This is a genomic window from Gemella sanguinis ATCC 700632 (assembly GCF_000701685.1).
GTDB lineage: Bacteria > Bacillota > Bacilli > Staphylococcales > Gemellaceae > Gemella > Gemella sanguinis.
In genome coordinates this window covers 149,695-171,453 of record NZ_JNJO01000004.1, presented here as the reverse complement: position 1 = coordinate 171,453, position 21,759 = coordinate 149,695, and the positions used below count along the sequence as shown (strand labels likewise).

At 27.4% G+C, this 21,759-nt stretch carries 19 protein-coding genes; all 19 read right to left on the bottom strand.

What is annotated here, in order from left to right:
- Nucleotides 1-40: 40 nt before the first annotated feature.
- A complete protein-coding gene (uvrC, locus tag T369_RS0103900; RefSeq protein WP_031551994.1) occupies nt 41-1,789 on the bottom strand; it encodes an excinuclease ABC subunit UvrC in 1,749 nt (582 codons plus the stop codon).
- Nucleotides 1,790-1,855: 66 nt separating this feature from the next.
- Nucleotides 1,856-3,829: a Stk1 family PASTA domain-containing Ser/Thr kinase gene (gene pknB / locus T369_RS0103895; protein ID WP_035496351.1), complete on the bottom strand. Its 1,974-nt coding sequence runs from the start codon at nt 3,827-3,829 to the stop codon at nt 1,856-1,858.
- Entirely contained in the window at nt 3,807-4,565 is a 759-nt protein-coding gene (locus tag T369_RS0103890) for a protein phosphatase 2C domain-containing protein (protein WP_031551988.1), read from the bottom strand. Before T369_RS0103890 ends, pknB begins: the two co-directional genes overlap by 23 nt.
- Nucleotides 4,543-5,676, bottom strand: a complete 1,134-nt coding sequence (gene rlmN / locus T369_RS0103885) for a dual-specificity RNA methyltransferase RlmN (protein ID WP_031551985.1) — start codon at nt 5,674-5,676, stop codon at nt 4,543-4,545. The genes T369_RS0103890 and rlmN overlap by 23 nt, the downstream gene beginning before the upstream one ends.
- Entirely contained in the window at nt 5,670-6,995 is a 1,326-nt protein-coding gene (gene rsmB / locus T369_RS0103880) for a 16S rRNA (cytosine(967)-C(5))-methyltransferase RsmB (protein WP_031551982.1), read from the bottom strand. The genes rlmN and rsmB overlap by 7 nt, the downstream gene beginning before the upstream one ends.
- Entirely contained in the window at nt 6,988-7,950 is a 963-nt protein-coding gene (gene fmt, locus T369_RS0103875) for a methionyl-tRNA formyltransferase (protein ID WP_031551979.1), read from the bottom strand. The genes rsmB and fmt overlap by 8 nt, the downstream gene beginning before the upstream one ends.
- A 74-nt stretch (nt 7,951-8,024) precedes the next feature.
- Entirely contained in the window at nt 8,025-8,531 is a 507-nt protein-coding gene (locus T369_RS0103870; RefSeq protein ID WP_031551976.1) for a methylated-DNA--[protein]-cysteine S-methyltransferase, read from the bottom strand.
- A gap of 92 nt (nt 8,532-8,623) precedes the next feature.
- Nucleotides 8,624-9,085, bottom strand: a complete 462-nt coding sequence (lspA, locus tag T369_RS0103865) for a signal peptidase II (RefSeq protein WP_031551973.1) — start codon at nt 9,083-9,085, stop codon at nt 8,624-8,626.
- A gap of 11 nt (nt 9,086-9,096) precedes the next feature.
- On the bottom strand, nt 9,097-9,741 hold the full coding sequence (gene nth / locus T369_RS0103860; protein ID WP_051618962.1) for an endonuclease III: 645 nt from the start codon (nt 9,739-9,741) through the stop codon (nt 9,097-9,099).
- Nucleotides 9,722-10,246, bottom strand: coding sequence for a DnaD domain-containing protein (locus T369_RS0103855; RefSeq protein WP_006365021.1), 525 nt, complete (start codon nt 10,244-10,246; stop codon nt 9,722-9,724). The genes nth and T369_RS0103855 overlap by 20 nt, the downstream gene beginning before the upstream one ends.
- Before the next feature lie 10 nt (nt 10,247-10,256).
- A complete protein-coding gene (asnS, locus tag T369_RS0103850) occupies nt 10,257-11,543 on the bottom strand; it encodes an asparagine--tRNA ligase (protein ID WP_006365020.1) in 1,287 nt (428 codons plus the stop codon).
- A 128-nt stretch (nt 11,544-11,671) separates the two neighbouring features.
- Complete coding sequence (locus tag T369_RS0103845) at nt 11,672-13,516, bottom strand: exonuclease domain-containing protein (RefSeq protein WP_031551965.1); 1,845 nt, start codon at nt 13,514-13,516, stop codon at nt 11,672-11,674.
- 34 nt (nt 13,517-13,550) lie between these two features.
- Nucleotides 13,551-14,702: a CCA tRNA nucleotidyltransferase gene (locus T369_RS0103840; RefSeq protein ID WP_031551962.1), complete on the bottom strand. Its 1,152-nt coding sequence runs from the start codon at nt 14,700-14,702 to the stop codon at nt 13,551-13,553.
- Nucleotides 14,703-14,761: 59 nt separating this feature from the next.
- Nucleotides 14,762-15,946, bottom strand: coding sequence for an acetate/propionate family kinase (locus T369_RS0103835; protein WP_031551959.1), 1,185 nt, complete (start codon nt 15,944-15,946; stop codon nt 14,762-14,764).
- A 181-nt stretch (nt 15,947-16,127) separates the two neighbouring features.
- The gene (locus T369_RS0103830; protein ID WP_051618961.1) at nt 16,128-17,279 is read right to left on the bottom strand and encodes a DUF4366 domain-containing protein; all 1,152 of its coding nucleotides are present in this window, start codon (nt 17,277-17,279) and stop codon (nt 16,128-16,130) included.
- Between the two features lie 116 nt (nt 17,280-17,395).
- Nucleotides 17,396-18,775: a Fe-S cluster assembly protein SufB gene (sufB, locus tag T369_RS0103825; RefSeq protein WP_031551954.1), complete on the bottom strand. Its 1,380-nt coding sequence runs from the start codon at nt 18,773-18,775 to the stop codon at nt 17,396-17,398.
- Between the two features lie 35 nt (nt 18,776-18,810).
- Entirely contained in the window at nt 18,811-19,242 is a 432-nt protein-coding gene (gene sufU, locus T369_RS0103820; protein ID WP_031551952.1) for a Fe-S cluster assembly sulfur transfer protein SufU, read from the bottom strand.
- Nucleotides 19,232-20,461, bottom strand: coding sequence for an aminotransferase class V-fold PLP-dependent enzyme (locus tag T369_RS0103815; protein WP_031551949.1), 1,230 nt, complete (start codon nt 20,459-20,461; stop codon nt 19,232-19,234). The genes sufU and T369_RS0103815 overlap by 11 nt, the downstream gene beginning before the upstream one ends.
- A 2-nt stretch (nt 20,462-20,463) precedes the next feature.
- A complete protein-coding gene (sufD, locus tag T369_RS0103810) occupies nt 20,464-21,759 on the bottom strand; it encodes a Fe-S cluster assembly protein SufD (RefSeq protein WP_031551945.1) in 1,296 nt (431 codons plus the stop codon).

Genomic DNA, 21,759 nt, shown 5'->3' with positions numbered 1-21,759 from the left:
ATCCGTATTATTTTATTTATAAATATGGATAACTTAATTTTTATAATTCATTTTTTAATTTAATTATAGTATTTTTAGGAATTCCTAAAGCTATTAATTTTTCTTCTGGTGCATTTTTAATTTCTTCAATAGACGCGAATGATTTTAATAATATATTCTTTCTTACCTTACCAATACCTTCTATACTATCTAAGCTAGAATTAAACATATTTTTTGTTTTAGTCGCTCTATGATATGTTATTGCAAATCTATGTACTTCATCTTGTATTTGTTTTAAAAACAAATATTCAGCTGAGGTTTTTGGAAATTCTAATATTTCATAATCATCAGTTATAATATATTCTGTAATATGTTTATCATTTTTAGCTAATCCAATGATTTTAATATGATTTAACCCAAGTTTCTCGTGTACAATTTCTATAGCAGCATTTAGATGATTTTTACCACCATCTACTATGATTAATTCAGTATTTGTTTTCTTATTTTTATAATTCCTATAAAGAACTTCTTTCATAGTCTCTATATCATTAATACCAACAGTTTCTTTTATTTTAAATTTTCTATAATTATACGTATTTTTCTTACCATTTGTAAAATTAACCTTAACAGAAACAGCATCCACTCCCATAATATTTGAGTTATCAAATGCATCTATACTATTTATTGATTTAACTCCTAATTTCTCTGCAATGTTATTAAGTGTAACTTGCAATTTCCTAGATTTTAGTTCTTCTACTTCTAAATTATTATTTAAAAAGTAATTTGCATTTTCTACAACTGTATCTAGTATTTTTTTATGATTTCCACGCTTTGGAGAAATTACTTTTGAAGAAAAAATCTCATTTAATAAATCTATATCTAAACCATCAACATATATTTCTTTAGGTAATTTATTTAATGTATAATATTGAATTAGATATGAATATAGTATTTGTTCTGGAGTATCATATAAGTTAAAATACTCTACTTTCCTTTCAATAATATTCCCCATACGTGATAAGAAAATTTGAATACATATATATTCTTTATTATAGCTGAATCCTATATAGTCTCTATCTATGTTTTTACTATCGGTAATAACTTGTTTTTGAATAGAAATTTCTATAGATTTTATATAACTATGTATTTGTTGTGCCGCTTCAAATTCAAGATTCTGAATATGCTCTTTCATTTTTTTATTTAAATCTTCAAGAATTTCAGAAGTATCACCGCTTAAAAAAGATTTAATCTTATTTATTCTTTCACGATACTCTTCCTGAGATACTTTTCTTGCACAAGGACCTATACATTCACCTATTTGATAATACATACATGGTCTTTTTTCAATAGGGTTACAGCGGCGTAAAGGGTATACTTTATCTAAAATTTTTTTCACTTCATTCGCTGATTTTATATCAACATATGGCCCAAAATAAATATTCTTATTACTTTTTTTGTATTTTCTAGTCATAAGAAGTCTAGGATTTTCTTCCTTAGTAATCATTAAATATGGATAACTCTTATCATCCTTTAATCTAATGTTAAAATACGGTCTATATTTTTTTATTAAATTATTTTCTAGAATTAATGCTTCCTTTTCAGAGTTAACTATTATATACTCTAAGTCCTCGATTTTAGATACCAATACTTGAGTTTTTTTATTATGCGTTCCTGTAAAATAACTTTTAACTCTATTTTTTAAATTTTTTGCTTTACCTACATAAATAATTTCACCTATATTATCTCTATAAATATAGCAGCCCGGGCTATCCGGTAAAAACTCTAATTTCTTTTTTAATGTCATATTCATATATAATTACCACGTTAAATTCTTAGAATTTATGGAGTAGGATAATATAACCCTACTCCACTATTATTAATCTTTGTTATTTTTATTATTTGAATTATTGTTACTATTACTACTGTTGTTATTGCTATTTGAATTATTATTAGTAGTACTGTTTTTATCGTTAGTAGAATTGTTTGTATTCTTGTTATTAGATGAATCATCTTTATCATTAGAATTAGTATTAGTATTAGTTGATGGTTTCTTACCTTTAGAAATTACAATTTCTAAACTTTCTTCCCCTGGAACGATACTTGCTCCGCTTCTAATACTTTGAGATATTACTGTTCCAGCCTCTTTATCTGAGTACTCTTCTTTATAAGTTACATTTCTAAAGCCGTATGATGCTATTGTACTTTGAGCTACTTGACTAGATTGATTAACCAAGTTAGGCATAGTAACTTTTTTCTTACCAGATGAGACTTGTAAAATAAGTTCTTTTTCATTTGGTACAATTTCTGAACCAGCAGAAATGTTTTGGGCTACTACCTTACCACTATCATAATTATTACTTTCTACTTTCTCAACAGTAACATTTTTAAATCCTAATTTTGATGCATTTCTTTTAGCAGTATCTTCATCTAATCCAACATAGTTTGGCATATCTACTGTTTTCTTACCTGAAGAAACCCTTAGGTCCACTTTAGAACCTTTTCTAACCTTTTTACCTGCTTTAGGATCACTATCGATAACAGTATTTTCTTTTACATCATCACTCGCTACTTCAGTAACATCCCCTACTTCTAATCCTGCTTTAACAATCGTTACTTTAGCTTCTTCTAATGTTTTATTACGAACTTCAGGAGCAGAAACACTATCAGCACCTACAATATAGTTATATGCGAAGAAAGCTCCAACTACAATAAATATAATAGCTAACAACGCTAAAATAACATGTTTTACTTTAGATGGTTGTTTTTTCTCTTTATTCCCTAAATTACTATAGCTATTTTTTTGATTTTTCCCACTATTATTATTGTTATTAGGGATATTATTATTGTTATTATTATAATTATTATTGTTTCTATAATTCTCATCAGGATAGTTATTATACTGACCAGTTTCTGAATAATTAGGCTCATAATATGGTTCAATATTACGAGTATCTATATATTGAGTTTGATTATATGCAGCACTGGCATTTTCTTCTGGTATTCTAAAGCCAGTATATTTATTTTCGTATAATCTTTCCGGATTTAATACTGTCTCTAAATCTTCAGCTAATTCTTTAGAACTAATGTATCTCTCATTTGGATTCTTCATTGTTGCCTTAAGAACAATATTTTTTACACTTTGTGGAACATTTTCTCTAAATTTATCAATATCAGGTAACTCTTCTTGAAGATGTTTTAATGCAATTGCTACTGCTGATTCTCCTTTAAATGGAATTTGTCCTGTAATCATTTCAAAAATTAAAATACCTAAAGAATAAATATCACTTTGTGCTGTTGCTACATTCCCTCTAGCTTGCTCAGGTGATAAATAATAAACTGTTCCTAGCATTTGATTAGTTTGAGTAAGAGTAGTATCTCCATAAGCTCTTGCTATTCCAAAATCTGTAATTTTACATGTAAGATTTTCATTCATTAATATATTCTGTGGTTTTATATCTCTATGAATAATCCCGTTTTGGTGAGCGTGACATAATCCGTCTGCAATTTGTTTAGATATATGTACTATAGTTTCAATTGGCATTTTAGGATTTTTCATCATATAATCTTTAAGTGTCATCCCCTCAACATATTCAAGAATTAAATAATAGAAATCTCCTTCATTTTCAACATCATATATTGATACTATATTAGGATGTGATAAGCTTGTCACTGCTTTGGCTTCCCTATTAAATCTTTTTACCGCATCCTCATCATTTGCATCAATCTTGAAAGTTTTTATAGCAACATTTCTATCTAGGATAGTATCATAACCTAGCCAAACTGTGGCCATCCCTCCTGTACCTAGATGATCTATAATTTTATATCTGTTACATATCATTTTGTCTATCATTACTATCACCCCTTAAATTATTTAAGATCGCAACGGAAATATTATCAATTCCTCCACGTTCTACACTTAGATCAATTAACTTTTCAACAGCAACAGATAATTCTTCATTACGTATAATATCTTTTATCTCTTCTTTTTCAATCATATTCGTTAATCCATCTGAACAAATTATAAAATAATCATAACTTTCTAATTCGTCTATAAATGTATGTAAATTAATTTTTTCTTTTGTTGCAAGTGCTTGAGTAAGTACATGTTTTTCTGGATGAGTTTTAGCTTCATCTTCAGTTATAGCTCCTGCACTTATTAACGCACCAACAAAAGAATCCTCTACAGTAATAACTTTCATGTCATCGTCATTAGTTATTCCATACGCACGACTATCACCTATATTATAAACAACAAATTTATCACCAAATGTTGCTAAAACAACGATAGTTGTACCCATTTTTTTATTGCTTGATTGTGATTTTTCAAATAACTCTTTATTTAATTTTTCAATCTTATCATACAGCCAATTTTTCATATTATTAAAATTAGCAAAAGTTATATCTTTCCACTCTTTTTCTAAAGTAGATACTATATAATTACTTGAATATGCAGCATTACTGTGACTTCCAACTCCATCACATATTATAGCTAAAGCTTCAGCTTGTTTATTTTTTACGACACTTACCGCATCTTCATTTTTATTTTTTCTACCTTTATTACTATTATACGAATATACTAGTGGCATCTGGAATTCCTCCTTTTACCTCGTCTTTACGTTCTTTTGCTCTTAATTGTCCACACGCAGCGTCAATATCATCACCTTGTGTTCTTCTAATAGTTACATTAACTTTATTCTTTTTAAGAATTTTTTCAAAAGCGAAAATATCATTTTTGCTTGTTCTTACATAGTTTCTTTCTGGTACATAGTTAATAGGAATTAAGTTAACATGACAATTTATCCCTTTAATAATTTCAGATAATTTTTCTGCATGTTCTTTTTGATCATTTACTTTCCCCATTAAACCATATTCAAAAGTAATACGTCTATTTGTTGTTTTTTGATAATATCTTAATGCTTCCATTAATTTATCTATATTATACGCCCTATTAACCGGCATTATTTTACTTCGTAATTCATTAGTAGGTGCGTGTAAAGAAACAGCAAAATTAATTTGAATATTCTCATTTGCAAAATCATAAATTCTTGGAACAATTCCTGATGTAGATACTGTAATGTGTCTTGCTCCAATATTAAAGCTTTCATCACTATTGACTATTTTGATGAAATCCATCATTTCATCATAGTTTTCAAATGGTTCACCAATTCCCATTATTACAATACTTGAAATACGCTCACCTTTTTTATCTAATTCTTGTTGAACTTTAAGAACTTGAGATACAATTTCTCCAGCCTCTAAGTTTCTTTTAAGTCCTCCAAGTGTTGATGCACAAAATGTACACCCTATACGACAACCTACCTGTGTTGTGACACATAAAGAATTACCGTATTTATTTCTCATTAAAACACTTTCTATTGTGAATTTATCTTGTAGCTCAAATAGGAACTTCATAGTACCATCAGCTGATTCTTGTTTTATTATAGTATTTAGGGTTGTTATTTCAAACTCATCTTTTAGTTTTTCTTGTAATGATTTTGGTATATTTTTCATTTCTGAGAAATCAGTAACTCTCTTTTTATATAACCAATCAAATATTTGTTTTGCCCTAAATTTCTTTTCTCCAATGCTTATCATATATTCTTCAAGTTGATCTAATCTTATAGAATATATAGACATTTTTTCAAAATCTTTTAGCCATCTAGACTTCTTATAACCTTTAAAATCTGATATTAACATTTTTCCTCCAGTTTTCTAAGTTTTGCAATGAAAAAACCATCACAATTATAATCATCAGGCAATATTTCTAATACGCCATTGTCGTTTACTTTTACGTCACTATTTATTAGATTAATTTTATCTAATACAAAATTTTTATTTTCTTTCAAAAAGCGCTCTATATTTTCAATATTTTCTCTCTTATCTATCGTACAAGTAGAATACATAAGTATTCCACCTTTTTTTACATAGTTTTTACTATTTTCTAATATTTGATATTGTAATTTAGAGATATCCTCTATATATTTATTAGTAATTTTATACTTTATTTCTGGTTTGTTTTTTATAACACCAATACCCGAACATGGTACATCACAAACTACTATATCAAAATTATTAATAAAATTACTATTCATGTTAGTTGCGTCTTGTTCTTTTACATTTATATTAGTAATACCAAGTCTTGTAATATTATCTTTAATTAAAGCTAATTTATGTATATATTTATCACATGAAATTAAAGTAGAATTTAAATATTTACTTGCAATATGTAAACTTTTTCCTCCAGGTGCAGCACATGTATCAAGTATCTTATATTTTTCTTCAATATTTTCACCAATAGAGCAAGCTACTAAGGCACTGGCCTCATCTTGTATAATATAATATCCTTCTTTAAAATATTTGCCGTTAATGTCTAATTTATCTATAATTATACTATCTTCACAAATAGTACTTTCTTTAGCTTCATTACCAAGGATGTCTAGTAATTCCTTCTTAGTTACTTTAATGGGATTATATCTGATACTATTTTCACTTTTATTATTAAAAGATTCAATAATAGCTTTTGCTTTATTATTTCCATATTGATCTACTAAAATTTTATATAACTCAAATGGACAACTATTTTCAACGCAAAATTGTTCTTCATTATTTTTGTACTTTAATGCTAAATCATTAATATTTCTTTCAATATTTCTCAATATTCCGTTAACAAATTTTCCTGTAATATTACCAGCAATTTTTTTTGATAGTTTTACCGCTTCATCAATTACAGCAAAATTAGGAGTCTTATCCATAAATTTAATTTGGTAAATACTCATTAATAATATTACTTTTACTTTAGGCTTTACTCTGCCTTTGCTATATGTTTTTAAAATATGTTCTAAAAATAATTTATTCTTTAATGTACCATAAACTATTTCACTAATAAATCTTTTGTTTTGCTCTTCAATTCTATTTTGTTTAAAAAATTTATTAAGTGTAATATTACTATATGCCTCATTATAAAATATCTCATATAACGTATCATACGCAACTTTTCTGGCATTTATATTACTCATTAATTTCTCCTAATGTTATACCTACATAATTCTTTTTATTTGATAAAAAGTTAGTTACTGGCATACGTTTTTTTCCAGATACTTGTAATTCTTTAATTTTTAGAACCGTGTTATTACCACATAAGACATAAATATTTTTTTTATCCTGTTTGATTATTGTACCAACAGCTTCAAATGGTATTTCTTCATTTAATGAAGTTTCTTCGCTACTCCATATTTTTAATATATTATTATCTAAGTGCGTAAATGCACCCGGCATTGGATCAAGAGCACGAACCTTATTAAATATTTCTCTTGCTGTACAGTTCCAATCAATCTTTTCGTCTTCACGTAATATGTTACTAGCAAACGTAGCTTCATTATCATCCTGTTTTTCGGGTGAAATATTACCTGAGAAAATATTAGGTAGTGTTTCATTCAATAAATCTCGTCCTGTAATAGACAACTTATCATGTAAAGTTTCGTAGTTGTCACTATCTAATATATCTACTTCAACCTTCGATATCATATCACCTGCATCAAGTTTTTTCACCATATACATTATCGTAATTCCAGTTTTCTTATGATCTTCAATAATTGAATACTGTATAGGTGCTCCTCCTCGTAATTTTGGTAGCAATGAACCATGAACATTAATACATTTATACTTTGGAATTTCTAAGATACTTTCAGGAACTAACTGTCCATAGGCCGCTGTAATAATAATATCAGGGTTTAATTGCTTTAATTCATTTAATGTATCTTCATCTTTAGAAATATTTTCTGGTTGTAGAACTCTTATATCATGAGCTACAGCAACTTCTTTAACTGGTGGTGGTGTTAATATTTTTTTTCTACCAACTTTTTTATCAGGTTGAGTAATTACTAAATCAACACCATAATTTTCTATTAACATCTCTAAAATAGGAACTGCAAATTTTGGTGTTCCCATAAAAACTATTTTCTTCTTACTCATTTGTTTCTCCTATAAACAATTTAATCCTTATTATTATACCATAATTTTGAAATTTCTTCTATATACCGCCATTATTATAATTTCTTATTATTATCACACTCTAGGTTTAATAAGAACTTTTTAATTTCGTTTCCAGCAGAATAGCCTTCTATATTTCCATCACTTCTTATTACCCTGTGACATGGAATGAAGATTAACAATGGATTATAACCTACAGCACTTCCTATAGCTTGGTATGACATAGATTTTAATTTATTATTTTTAATAATAGTATCTGCTATTTGTTTATATGTAACTGTATTTGCATAAGGAATACCTTTTATAATATTCCAAACGTTTTTTCTAAAATCTGTTCCATTCACTTCTAATAATATCTCATTATTTTCTACATTTTCTCCTTTAAAATACCTTTTTAACCAATTCGTTGCTTCATTAAATATTTTTAATGAAGCATCTTTTTGGTAATTTAATATTTCTTTTGGGAAATTTTTTTGATTTTCTAAATAGCATCCACATAAAGCGTGGCCATTTGAAACTAAATATATTTTACCTATTTCACTTTTATATATATGATAATACATAATTTTTTACTCCTTTAAAACTAGAGAACTATACATTATTATTATATAAGATTACAAGAAAAAAAGGAATAACTCATTTTAAGTCATTCCTGTTATACATTTTTATCTTCTTCATTATAAATTTTTAACATTAGGAAAAACACACCTACACAAATAAAACAATCTGCTAAATTAAAGATAGGAAAGTCATATCCAAAAATTCTAAAATCTAGAAAATCAACAACCTCATGACGTGTTAAACGGTCAATAAAATTACCTATAGCTCCTGCATAAATTAGTGAAAAAGTAATTTTATCAAAATTAGTTAATTTCCCTTTATGTTTAAATAAATAATAAGATAAGATAGTCATAAAAATTAAAGTTACTACAATAAAGAACAGCCTACTATCTTGTAAGATTCCCCATGCTGCTCCTCTATTACGATGAGATGTAATATTAAAAAAATTTGAAATTATTTCTTTACTTTCTCCTAACGTAAAATGATTCACTATAAAATTTTTACTAAGTTGATCCAATAAAATTAAAAAACATGCAGTTATAAATATAAATAACATATAATTCTCCTCTAATTTTTTACCAGTAGTTTTTCTAATTCAGCATCTAAATTTTTTTCTCCCCTCGCAGGAAGTTTATAACGTCCTAGATGGATTAACTGATGATGTATTTTTCCCCAGTCTTTCATTGGAAATAATTCCATTAATTTTTTTTCAACCTGAAGCGGATTATCATTTTTATCTGCCAAACCAAACATTTTAGCTACTCTTTCTACATGAGTATCTACTGCTATTGCCGGTATATTAAAACCAACTGATAATACAACGTTTGCCGTCTTCCTCCCTACCCCAGGTAGCTTTATAAGTTCCTCACGAGTAGTAGGTATTTTATAATCATACACATCTCTTAACATATTTGCCATACCAACAATATTCTTTGATTTTGCCTTATATAACCCTAATGTTTTTATTAATTTTTCAATATCTTCAACTTTTGCATCAGCATAATCATCAATAGTTTTATATTTTTCAAATAATTTTTTTGTAGCTCTATTAACATACTCATCTTTACATTGGGCTGATAATAAAACCGCAATAATTAATTCAAGATTATTTGAAAAATTAAGTTCACAATCTACATTAGGGAAGTTTTTATCAAGATATTGTGTAATTAATTTAACTTTATTTTGTAAATCTTTATCTACCAAACCAGTCATATCCTAAATTATCGTCACTTTCATAATTTATATTTTGTTCTTTTATACTTTTATTATTTAATATTCCATTAACATAATTAATATTAGTAGAAATGCTTAATGCTTCATCTATTTCTGCTTTTGTATACTTCTTATCAAACCACGAAGTTACAATATCTATCTCCTTAGATGTCATAACTTTAGAAGAAACTCTTTCTACTAATTTTAACAATTCTCTAAGTGAATAATATCCTTCATTTGAGAAAATTGTAAAGTAAATTCTGTTGTCTTTACTTAATTTAATTACTTCTTTTCTTAATAAAATATTTAACTTGTCAAAAACCTCATTTTCTGCCATATCTAATGCTGCAGAAAACGAGTTTACAGAGAAGAGTTTTTTCCCTTGTTCTGTTAAATAATTTATCTGAAGAAGAAACAAAGCCTCTTCTCCAGATAAGTTATGCTTTTTATAATTCATAAGAAAATCAGTATCAATTAATAATCCATTTGTATTGATATTGATCATTTTTAAGCTCCTATGGTGTTAATCTGTTTAATAATCTTGGGAATGGAACAGTTTCACGAACATGTCCATTTCCTGTAATCCAAGCTACTGTTCTTTCTAATCCCAATCCAAATCCTGAGTGCTCCACAGAACCATATTTTCTTAAATCTAGATACCATCCATATGCATCAAGATTTAAATCATGTTTTTTAATATTTTCAAGTAATTTATCATAGTCATCTATACGTTGAGAGCCACCAATAATTTCACCATATCCTTCTGGTGCAATTAAATCAGCACATAACACTACGCCTGGTTCATTAGGGTCTTCAATCATGTAGAAAGGCTTAATATCCAATGGCCAGTGAGTAATAAATACTGGCTTATTATAGCTATTAGCAATAAATGTTTCGTGTGGTGATCCAAAATCATCACCATATTCAATATCATCGAATCCATTGTCTTTTAATAGTTTAATAGCATCTTTGTATTTAATACGAGGAAACTCTCCACGAGCAGCATTAAGAGATTCTAGATCACGTCCTAAGATTTTTAGTTGTTCTTGACATTTTTCAATAACTTCTGTTAGTAGGTAGTTAACATATGCTTCTTGAATCGCTAAACTTTCGTCATGATTACAGAATGCCATTTCCGCTTCAATCATCCAGAACTCAATAAGGTGACGACGAGTTTTAGACTTTTCAGCTCTAAATGTCGGACCAAACGAGAATACTTTACCAAATGACATTACTGTAGCTTCCAAATATAATTGCCCAGATTGAGATAAATAAGCCTCTTCATCGAAATATTTAGTATTAAATAATTCTGTTGTCCCTTCTGGAGCAGATGATGTTAAAATTGGTGGATCAGTTTTAATAAATCCTTCTTTTTCAAAAAAGTCATACGTAGATTTAATTATTTGATTACGAATAGTTAAAATTGCATGTTGTTTTTTTGATCGAATCCAAATATGTCGATTATCAGCTAAAAATTCAACCCCATGTTCTTTTGGTGTTATTGGATAGTCAATAGCTTCAGAAACTACTTCAAAATCTTGAATTTCTAATTCAATTCCTGATAACTCACGATCATTTTCTTTTACTAATCCTGTCACCTTAATTGATGACTCTTGAGGTAAATGACGTAGTTGTTGATAACGTTCTTCCCCTAAAGATTCTTTTAATGCAACAGCTTGTATAAAACCTGTTCCATAACGTAATTGGAAAAATGCTATTTTCCCACTACTTCTCTTGTTTGCAATCCAAGCACCAAGAGTAACTGTTTTTCCTAGTTGTTCTTTTAAATTATTAATATTCAAACTAATACTCCTCCTTGATTATTCTTTATTATTCAGTATAATCATAATATAAAAACTATTAAAATTATACCATAAAATCTTATATTTTAAAATATTCGTCACAAAATAATTTATAAGTATTTAAATAATTATAGTTCTGCATTATTTAGCACAATTATATTATCAAAAATTTTGTTTAAATAATACTTATAATATAATATATCTTTGGTAGCAAAACATATATAACTTGGTTTTATATTTTTGTTAACATCAGTAAATAGTTCACTAAATGAATCTGTTGATGTGAAATTCACATATTTAACATTCGATTTTTTTTCTCTTCTGCTAAAAAATAAGTCTCTATATTTATCACTCTTAAATACATATAAAATTTTCCCTAATGTTTTAGCAGTATTTATTTCATTTAAATTATCTAAATAACAAATTGATAATTTAGTTTTTTTTCTTAAATATTTAGTATCTCTAGTATGGATAGTATTAATTATATTCTTTACATTTTTTTCATTTATAACTTTTAAAAATAGACTATTTTCTTGATCAATAATTTCGAATTTATAACTATTTTTTTCATTAGTTAATGTTTTTTTAAGGTTATTTAAAAATACTTTTGTTAACGGAATTTTTTTTGAATATTTTTTTACTACCTTAATAATTTCATCTATATCTTGAACAATAAAATCTAAACTATCATTATATAAATATAAACTTTCAGAAATATACATTTCATGAAGAAATTTTACTAAGCTATTTAAATTATTTTGAATTTCTCTTAAGTATTTTAATGCAGGATTTTGAGAAATAACAATATTCAACTCTGTAATTACTTGTCTATAATGATAATATTCTACATTAAGTATATTTAATTCCCTTCCAAGAATCTTCTTATCATCAAAAATAAGTTTATATTTATTAAAATAATCTTTACTAAAGAGAAACTCTATATTTTTATGATTTGTTACAATATTCTCTTTAGACTTAGATGCAATATATTTTTTCTCAAAATAGTATGATTTAGAACTAATATTTATCAGATTTTTAATGTCTTCTAACAATTTTAGTTCAGAAGATAATAGATTTAATTCTGATAAATCTCCGGATTCAGTTTCTAACACCCAAATATACAGTTTAATTAACAAATTATCTAAATTTGAATTTCTATGTTTAGAGAACATAGAAAATATATTTAATGGGACATATTCGTTTTTTTGCTTAAGAACTTCATAATTATCTATATTATTAATATTTATATAATCATACTCATCAATACATGAGAATAAAATATTACCTTTTTCTATAGGTTTTAGATTATTATTTCTAATTTTTTTGAATTTTATTCCATCAAATATAATATAATTATCCTCTGAATCCTCAAACTTATCTTTCCTACATAAATTAAAGAATTCAAAATATCCCGTTTCTTTTCTTTTTAAAATCTCTTTAACTTTCAAATAGTTACTCTCATCTATATATTGTATTTTTTCAGCAATTTTTTTTAGCAAGTTAACTGTAACTTCAACATCAATTAGTGCATTATGATACCCTGTACCAGAGTAGAGGTTTAAAGAATTAGACAAATCTACCAATCTGTAACTCTTTTGAGTTGGAAATAATATCCTAGCAAGTTCAACTGTATCAACTGTTCTATAAGGTATATATTTTATACCCACCTTCATAAAGTTCTTTTTTATTACTAGATAATCAGACTGCAATCCATGACAAACCAATGTACAATCTTTTATATACTCATATATACCATAAGCAATTTCTTTAAAGAGTGGTTTATCTTCAAGCATTTCTGGTGTTATTCCTGTAAATTCTGAAACAAAACTAGATATTTCTTTTTTGGGTTTAACGTAATAATCTATACTTGAAATCTTTTTAAAATCAATTGATAATTTTGTTGCAGAAAATTGTATAATTTCTTTATCTTCAGTTAACTCAATATCAACTACACAAAAAGGTTTATTTTTCAAATTCTCTCACCTCACTTTCTATAAAATACTAATATTAATTTAATTCTTTAATAAATTTAATGATTTCATTATTATCATTTTTTAGTCTACCTAATAAAATATTGTTTTCAATTTTTTTTATTATATCTTTTATCCATGGACCAGGTGTCTTATTGACTAATTCAATAATCTCTTTTGAAGTAATATTGACATCATTAAAACTTCTTATATTTAGCTTTGTATTCAAAATCTTCCTGTCTTCCATAAAATTAAATAATCTTGAAATAAATAATACGTCTTCTAAACTATATTGATAAAGAATTTTTTCTATTGGTATATTTAAGTTGAAATTACTGTATATTAAGTCATATTCTTTAACTTTTGAAACTTCTTTATTAGATAATTTTAATTTTTTCAATTCAGAAATTGGTATTTTATTAAAAAACATTAGGTAATACATAATCTGACAAAATGTATACTTAGAAAAATCATTATATTTTTTTACATATTTAAAAAAAGGAATATAAATGTTTATCCCACTTTTCAATAGTAATTCAAAACTTTTTTTATTACCCATTCCTTCAAATAGCTTTTTAAACTCTGTAATAATTCTTTCAATCGATACATACTCTATTAATTTTGAATTTTTACAAATAGCATTAAATGTGTTATTTTCAATACTAAACCCTAATTTAGAAGAAAAGCGAAATGCTCTTATCATCCTAAGTGCATCTTCAAAAAATCGTTCATTAGGATTATTTACAGTTTTTATAATTTTATTTGTTATATCATTAACTCCTGAATGAAAGTCATAAATGCAACCTTTTATATCAAGGGCCATGGCATTAATAGTAAAGTCTCTTCTATCTAAATCATCTTTTAAGTTATTTACAAATTCAACTTTATCAGGTGATCTGTGGTTACTATAGTTGTCTTCTGTTCTAAACGTCGTTATTTCATATGAATTGTTTTTGTATAAAACAGTAACCGTACCATGTTGAATCCCTGTATCAATTGTTTTTGAAAAAATTTCTTTTATTTCCTCTGGTAATGCATTTGTTGTAATATCTATATCTGAAAAATTTTTATTTAATATATAGTCTCTTACACAACCACCTACAAAGTATGATTCAAATCCTGCTTTATTTATTATTTCTAGCACTTCGATTGCTGTTCCAAATTTTTCTTTAAAGCTTTTTGTTTCCATATAATCCTTTCTAAATAGAAAAGCTGGAGAATTAATCCCCAGCCTTGTATTTTTTAAAATTATTTAGATAAGTTATAAGTATCTCTAGCAATCATAACTTCCTCATCTGTTGGAATTACAAATGCTTTTACTTTTGAATTTGGAGTTGAGATTTCTGTTAGTTTTCCACGAACATTGTTTTTCTCTTTATCAATTTCTACACCTAAGAATGAAACTCCTTCTAATACTTCTTCACGTACCCAAGTTGCGTTTTCACCAACACCCGCAGTAAATACAATAGCATCTACTCCGTTCATTGCTGCCGCATAAGCTCCTACATACTGTTTAATTCTATTAATATAAACATCGATAGCTTCAGCTGCGTGTGGGTCTGTGAATCTTGCATCCTCAACATCACGTAAATCAGAAGAAATACCAGATACTCCTTTTAATCCTGATTCGAAGTTAAAGATACGTAAAATTTCGTTTAGAGTTAGACCAGTTTTTTCAGCAATATAAGGGATTGTAGCTGGATCAATATCCCCTGTTCTAGTTCCCATTACTAAACCTGATAATGGAGTGAATCCCATTGAAGTATCAAATGATTTACCATTTTTAATGGCACAAATTGAAGCACCATTTCCAATGTGACATGAAATAGTTTTTAATTCTTTTGGATCTTTACCTAATACTTCAGCAACTTTTTCACCAATATATCTGTGACTTGTTCCGTGTGCACCATATTTACGAACTCCATATTTTTCATAGAATTCTCTTGGTACTGCATACATATAAGTTGATTTTGGCATACTTTGGTGGAAGGCAGTATCGAATGTTAGTACGTTAGGTACCCCAGGTAATTCTTTTTGGAATGAACGAACACCTTTAATGTTAGCAGGGTTATGTAATGGTGCTAAGTCTTCAATAGAGTCAACTTTTGCTAATTCTTCATCTGTTACTAAAACTGATGCATCATAAAACTCTCCACCATGAACAACTCGGTGTCCTACTCCTTCAATTTCTTTTACATCAGAAACAATTCCTAATGATGTTAATTTTGATAATAACATTTCAATTGCTACATCGTGGTTAGGAATGTCTACAGTTTCTTTATTTTTTTCACCATTAAATTCAATAGTGAACACACTATTTTCAATTCCTATTCTTTCTACTAATCCTTTTGTAATAACTTTTTCTTCAGGCATTTCAAATAATTGGAATTTTAAAGATGAACTCCCTGAGTTAATAGCTAGTATCTTTGTCATATGTGTATGTCTCCTCTTACTATTTTACATTATATATTATATTATCTCATTATTTTTATTTAATTACAAGAGTTATTTAAAGTTTTTTATAAAAAAATTAATAAAAAAACTAATAATTGAATGCCTATACATTGCCTATTATTAGTTTTTTTTATTATTTGACTATAAGAAAATATTTAAATTACTCTGTATATACACTACTTACAACGCTCCAACTAGAACCACTAGAATTTTGCTCCAATTGACCACGACTATTTACACGATATTTCGCAACTGTATTATCCCCGCGTTTTACATTTACATATGCAAGATTATCGTTACCTAACCATACATCTGCAGAGTAATCTGATCTAGTCGAATTCCTGTTATTATCTTTAATATAAATTGTTTTAGCCCAAGTTTCCAAATCAGATTCAGAAAGCTTTTTAGTATCTACAGAGCTATTTTCTCTAAATGTATTTGTACTAGTACTACTGCTCTTATTATTTTCTTCTTTAACTACTGTATTATCTTTCTGTTTTTGCGTTAGTCCTTTTACTGTATAACTTCGTTTAAATTCTCCTACTAATTCTAATTTTTTTGAATTAGCAGTTGCTTTACTTAAGGTAATGCTAACTTCAACTTTGTCCCCATTTCTTAAGTTGTTATTTTTATTATAAGTAATTGCTGGATCTTGTAAGAACTCTTTAACTGATGCATCGCTCGATTCAACACTTGGAATTTTTTTAATATCAGCAGAAGGTTTTCCCTCACCATCTTCACCATACGGAGAAAACTCTATTTCATATTGACTTAAATCGACAGTTTGCTTAGATTCCTTTATAAATTTTGTATAACCGAAATAAGCTCCCCCAGCAACTAGTAAAATAGCAAGTGCACTTAGAAATGAAATTAGAAATAGATTTTTCTTTGGTTTCTGTTCTTCAGGTTCTTCTTCATAAAACTCATTTTGCGTATCATCATAATATTCATCCGATAAGTTAGGATCGTAATTATAATTTTCATAATTATTGTATGAGTTGTTATTCTCATAATTAGAGTACTCATTATTTCCATAGTTATTATACTGTTGAGTATTATAGTTATCATAGTTGTTGTATGAATTATCACTATAATTTTGGTTATTTACATATGAATTATCATTGTTATAATTGCCATAATTCTGATTATTTTCATATAGATTTCCATTATTATAATTGCCATAATTCTGATTATCTTCATATGAATTTCCATTATTGTAGTTTTCATAATTTTCATTATACTGTTGATTATTAGAATTACTATTTTGATTGTTACTTCCAAAATTCTCTTTATAATCTCTTCTTCTTTTCATAATGTACCTCTTCAATATTTATTACATACTATATTATCATATTTTATTGAAAATTTCTATAGAGTAATGAAAACGAATTACATAAAAAATAAGAGCTTATAAAAAGCTCTTATTATTTACCCAATTGATCCTTCCATCTCAAATGAAATTAATCTATTTAATTCTACAGCATATTCCATTGGTAATTCTTTTGTAAATGGTTCAATGAATCCCATTACTATCATTTCTGTAGCTTGACCTTCATCTAAACCACGACTCATAAGATAGAATAATTGCTCTTCAGAAACTTTAGATACTTTAGCTTCATGTTCTAAAGAAACATCAGAATTTTTAATAATGTTGTATGGAATAGTATCTGAAGTTGAATATTCATCTAAAATTAGTGTATCACATTCGATATTCGAACGAGAACCTTCTGAATTTTTTCCAAAATTAATCCAACCTCTATAGTTAACTTTTCCTCCGCGTCTTGACATTGATTTTGAAACTACAGTCGATGAAGTACGAGGAGCTAAATGAATCATTTTAGAACCAGCATCTAGTACTTGACCTTCACTTGCCATTGCAATAGATAACGTGCTACCACTAGCTCCTTCACCTACTAATACACATGCTGGATACTTCATAGTAAGTTTAGAACCTAGATTTCCATCAACCCATTCCATAGTACCATTTTTTTCAACTATTGCACGTTTTGTTACTAAATTGTATACATTAGTTGACCAGTTTTGAATTGTCGTATATCTAAATCTTGCGTTTTCTTTAATAAAAATTTCAACTACTGCTGCATGAAGGGAACTTGCAGAATATGTAGGTGCTGTACATCCTTCAACATAATGTAAAGAAGAATTCTTTTCAATAATGATAAGTGTACGCTCAAATTGCCCCATTTTTTCACTATTAATTCTAAAATATGCTTGAAGCGGTGCTTCAATAGAGACATTTTCAGGGCAATATATAAATGAACCTCCTGACCATACCGCCGAGTTTAATGCAGCAAATTTATTATCATTAAAGTCGACTGCTTTAGAAAAATATTTTTTAAAAATTTCTTCATGGTTTTTTAAAGCTGTATCGGTATCCTCAAATATAATTCCTTGTTCTTCAAACTGCTTATGCATGTTATGATAAACAACTTCAGATTCATACTGAGCAGAAACCCCAGCAAGATATTTTTGCTCAGCTTCAGGAATACCTAATTTTTCAAATGTATTTTTTATTTCAGTAGGAACCTCATCCCATGAACGTTCCGTCTTTTCTGATGGTTTTACATAGTATGTTAAGTCTTCAAAATCAATTTCTGATAAATCTCCACCCCATGTAGGCATTGGCATTCTATAAAACTCTTTTAATGCATTTAAGCGGAAATCCAACATCCATTGTGGCTCTTCTTTTCTTTTGGAGATAGTTTCAACTATTTCTTTAGTTAGTCCTTTTTCAGTTTTAAAAATAGATACATCTTTATCTGAGAACCCATACTGATACTCGGTAAACATTTCTTCGTTTTTATTCAACACTATCACTCCTTCTTCTATTTATTGTTTTCTTCTAATATTTTTTCAGTTATTTTCCACGCAAGTGTAGCACATTTTACCCTTGCTGGTAGTTGAGATATATTTTGAAGTGCTAGACTGTCTTCTAAATTATCTTCGTTAAAATCATTTCCCATTATCATATTAAGGAAATCTTTAATTTTTAAATTTGCTTCTGAAACAGATAATCCTTTTAGTTCCTCAGTTAACATAGAAGCAGATGCTAATGAAATAGAACATCCTGTTCCAACAAATTTAATATCTTTTATTATATTATCTTCAATATCCATACTAACAGTAACTTTATCACCACATGACGGATTTAACATTTCTAATTTGTATCCATCAACAACTTCACCATTATTACGGGGATATTTGCTGTGATCTAAAATAACTTGTTTATATAAATCTTTTAATCCATTAAAACTCATTTTCAAAAAATTCCTTTGTTTCTTTTAACACTTGAATAAAGAAGTCTATTTCTTCTTTTGTGTTATAAAAATATAGACTAGCTCTTGCTACTGAATATGTGCCTAACTTACCAAGCAATGGCTGAGTACACTGATGACCAGCTCTTATACAGATTCCTTTTTCATCTAAAAAACTAGTTAAATCATGTGGATGAACTCCTTCTAAATTGAAAGATACTAATGATACTCTATCACTGATCTCATTTGTTCCATATATTTTAATATTACTTATTTTAGATAACTCATCATATAAATACTTAGTTAATTCTTTAGTATAACTCTCGATATTTTCTAAACCTATATCTTCTAAGTATTTTATCGTTGCTCCTAGTCCTGCTGCTTCAGCCAACAAAGGAGTACCTGCTTCAAATTTATCTGGAAGAATTGCCCATGTTGATGATTTTTCTTCAACAACTCCTATCATTCCTCCTCCAAATTCTACTGGATCAAATTTTTCTAATAGATTCTTTTTTCCATATAAGACGCCTATTCCAGTTGGTCCACACATTTTATGTGCACTAAATGCAAGGAAGTCACAATTCATTTTGACTACATCAATTTTCATATGAGGAACTGATTGTGCAGCGTCAACTACAAAATATATATCTTTATCTTTTAATAAACTACCTATTTCATATACTGGATTAATATTTCCTAATACGTTAGATGCATGGCAAATAGAAACTATTTTTGTTTTATCGTTTATTAACTCTTTTAATTGGTTAATATTAATTCTTCCTAACTCATCTAAATCTAAAAATCTTAAAGTTAAATTTTTTCTAATCGCTAATTGTTGCCATGGTACAAGATTTGCATGATGTTCCATATATGTAAGAATAATTTCATCTCCATCTTCAACATCTTGCTCAATTATTCTTGCTATAAAATTCATACTTTCCGTAGTTCCGCTAGTGTAAATAATTTCTTCATGACTATTAGCATTTATGAATTCTTTAACTAAATGTTTTGACTCTTCATATATCTTTTCTGACTCATCTCCAAGAGTGTAAACAGATCTATGTATATTAGAATTATAGTTTTTATAATAATCACTTATTGCATCAATTACTTGAATAGGCTTTTGAGTTGTTGCTCCATTATCAAAAAATATTAAATCATTATTTTTGATTTTTCTTTTTAGTATTGGAAAATCATCTCTATAAATGCTTAAATCTTTCATTTTTATTCACTCTCATTATTATTTATTTTCTCATCAATAAGAATTGTTACTAAGTCTTTTATTTTATCAACAGTTAATTCAGTAATTACAGGCGATAAGAATCCATGAACAAGTAGTCTACTAGACTCTTTTCTAGTCAATCCTCTACTCTGTAAATAATATAATTGTTCTTCATCGATACGCCCTAAAGAAGCCCCATGTCCTGCCATAACGTCATTTTCATCAATTAATAACATTGGATTTGCATCAGCTTTAGCATCCGAAGATAAAGTTAACATTCTAGAGCTTTGATAAGCATTAGATCCAGTCGCACCTTTTACAATAAAACCAATACCGTTAAATACTATATGTGATCTATCAAGAAGAACACCATGTTGAAGAATATCTCCTTTTGAATTTAATCCTTGATTTACAACTTCACTATTAAAATATGTCTTCTGTTCTTTAACACCTAATGTAACAATTTTCAGATTTGCTTCTGAACCATCACCTAGAATATGTGTTGTATTATCATGATACACATTAGCCTCATCCATTGCTGCAACATTCCAGTTAATTAATGCATCTCTATATGTTAAACCACGTCTTAAAATAGTTCCTCTCTTTGCTCCAGGCTGATTAGTTATTGAACTATAATTTATCTTTGCTCCATCATGAGCTACTACTTCTGTAACGATATTGAATGGTTCACTATCCTTTTCAATATTATTTATATAATTTTCAATAAAGTTGAATTTAGCATTCTTTCCAACTTGTAACGTAACATGATTAAACAAGCTTTGTTCACCATCTGAAATAACTATATATTGTAAAGGTTCATCAATTTCTGAATTATCAACTACATCTACATATAATCCTGCGTTTAATAATGTATAATGTACTGACGTTACTTTACTTTCTGCATAGTCTACAACGCTCATAAAACTATCTTTAATATGATCATCATTCATAGCAGAAAATATATTTTTTATTTTTACTTTATTTTCATATTTTTCCGGTATATTCACATAAACCAAAGTGTTATTTTTTTGAATAACTACAAAATCATCCCTATTTACATTATATTTTTCTAATATTTCTTCAATATTAATGGTATTTTCTACAATACGCAATTTACTAAAATCAACATTAAAAAGATTCCAATTTTCTAAATTCATTGATTCTAATTTAGGAAAAGGTAAAGTATAACTCTTGTATAAAGCCAATTTTCTTGTATTTAAATACCACTCAGGTTCATTAGTATCAGAAAAAATATTCTGTAATGTTTTTATACTAAGTTTTAATTTATTATTTTCCAT

What these genes read in the sequence shown, in the direction of transcription:
- T369_RS0103830 (WP_051618961.1), bottom strand. Translation starts at nt 17,279, where the DNA reads ATGAAAAGAAGAAGAGATTATAAAGAGAATTTTGGAAGTAACAATCAA.
- pknB (WP_035496351.1), bottom strand. Translation starts at nt 3,829, where the DNA reads ATGATAGACAAAATGATATGTAACAGATATAAAATTATAGATCATCTA.
- T369_RS0103890 (WP_031551988.1), bottom strand. Translation starts at nt 4,565, where the DNA reads ATGCCACTAGTATATTCGTATAATAGTAATAAAGGTAGAAAAAATAAA.
- T369_RS0103840 (WP_031551962.1), bottom strand. Translation starts at nt 14,702, where the DNA reads ATGGAAACAAAAAGCTTTAAAGAAAAATTTGGAACAGCAATCGAAGTG.
- rlmN (WP_031551985.1), bottom strand. Translation starts at nt 5,676, where the DNA reads ATGTTAATATCAGATTTTAAAGGTTATAAGAAGTCTAGATGGCTAAAA.
- lspA (WP_031551973.1), bottom strand. Translation starts at nt 9,085, where the DNA reads ATGTTATTTATATTTATAACTGCATGTTTTTTAATTTTATTGGATCAA.
- sufU (WP_031551952.1), bottom strand. Translation starts at nt 19,242, where the DNA reads ATGAGTTTTAATGGATTAAAAGATTTATATAAACAAGTTATTTTAGAT.
- nth (WP_051618962.1), bottom strand. Translation starts at nt 9,741, where the DNA reads ATGACTGGTTTGGTAGATAAAGATTTACAAAATAAAGTTAAATTAATT.
- sufB (WP_031551954.1), bottom strand. Translation starts at nt 18,775, where the DNA reads ATGTTTACCGAGTATCAGTATGGGTTCTCAGATAAAGATGTATCTATT.
- rsmB (WP_031551982.1), bottom strand. Translation starts at nt 6,995, where the DNA reads ATGAGTAATATAAATGCCAGAAAAGTTGCGTATGATACGTTATATGAG.
- T369_RS0103870 (WP_031551976.1), bottom strand. Translation starts at nt 8,531, where the DNA reads ATGTATTATCATATATATAAAAGTGAAATAGGTAAAATATATTTAGTT.
- fmt (WP_031551979.1), bottom strand. Translation starts at nt 7,950, where the DNA reads ATGAGTAAGAAGAAAATAGTTTTTATGGGAACACCAAAATTTGCAGTT.
- T369_RS0103835 (WP_031551959.1), bottom strand. Translation starts at nt 15,946, where the DNA reads ATGACAAAGATACTAGCTATTAACTCAGGGAGTTCATCTTTAAAATTC.
- T369_RS0103815 (WP_031551949.1), bottom strand. Translation starts at nt 20,461, where the DNA reads ATGAAAGATTTAAGCATTTATAGAGATGATTTTCCAATACTAAAAAGA.
- sufD (WP_031551945.1), bottom strand. Translation starts at nt 21,759, where the DNA reads ATGGAAAATAATAAATTAAAACTTAGTATAAAAACATTACAGAATATT.
- uvrC (WP_031551994.1), bottom strand. Translation starts at nt 1,789, where the DNA reads ATGAATATGACATTAAAAAAGAAATTAGAGTTTTTACCGGATAGCCCG.
- T369_RS0103855 (WP_006365021.1), bottom strand. Translation starts at nt 10,246, where the DNA reads ATGATCAATATCAATACAAATGGATTATTAATTGATACTGATTTTCTT.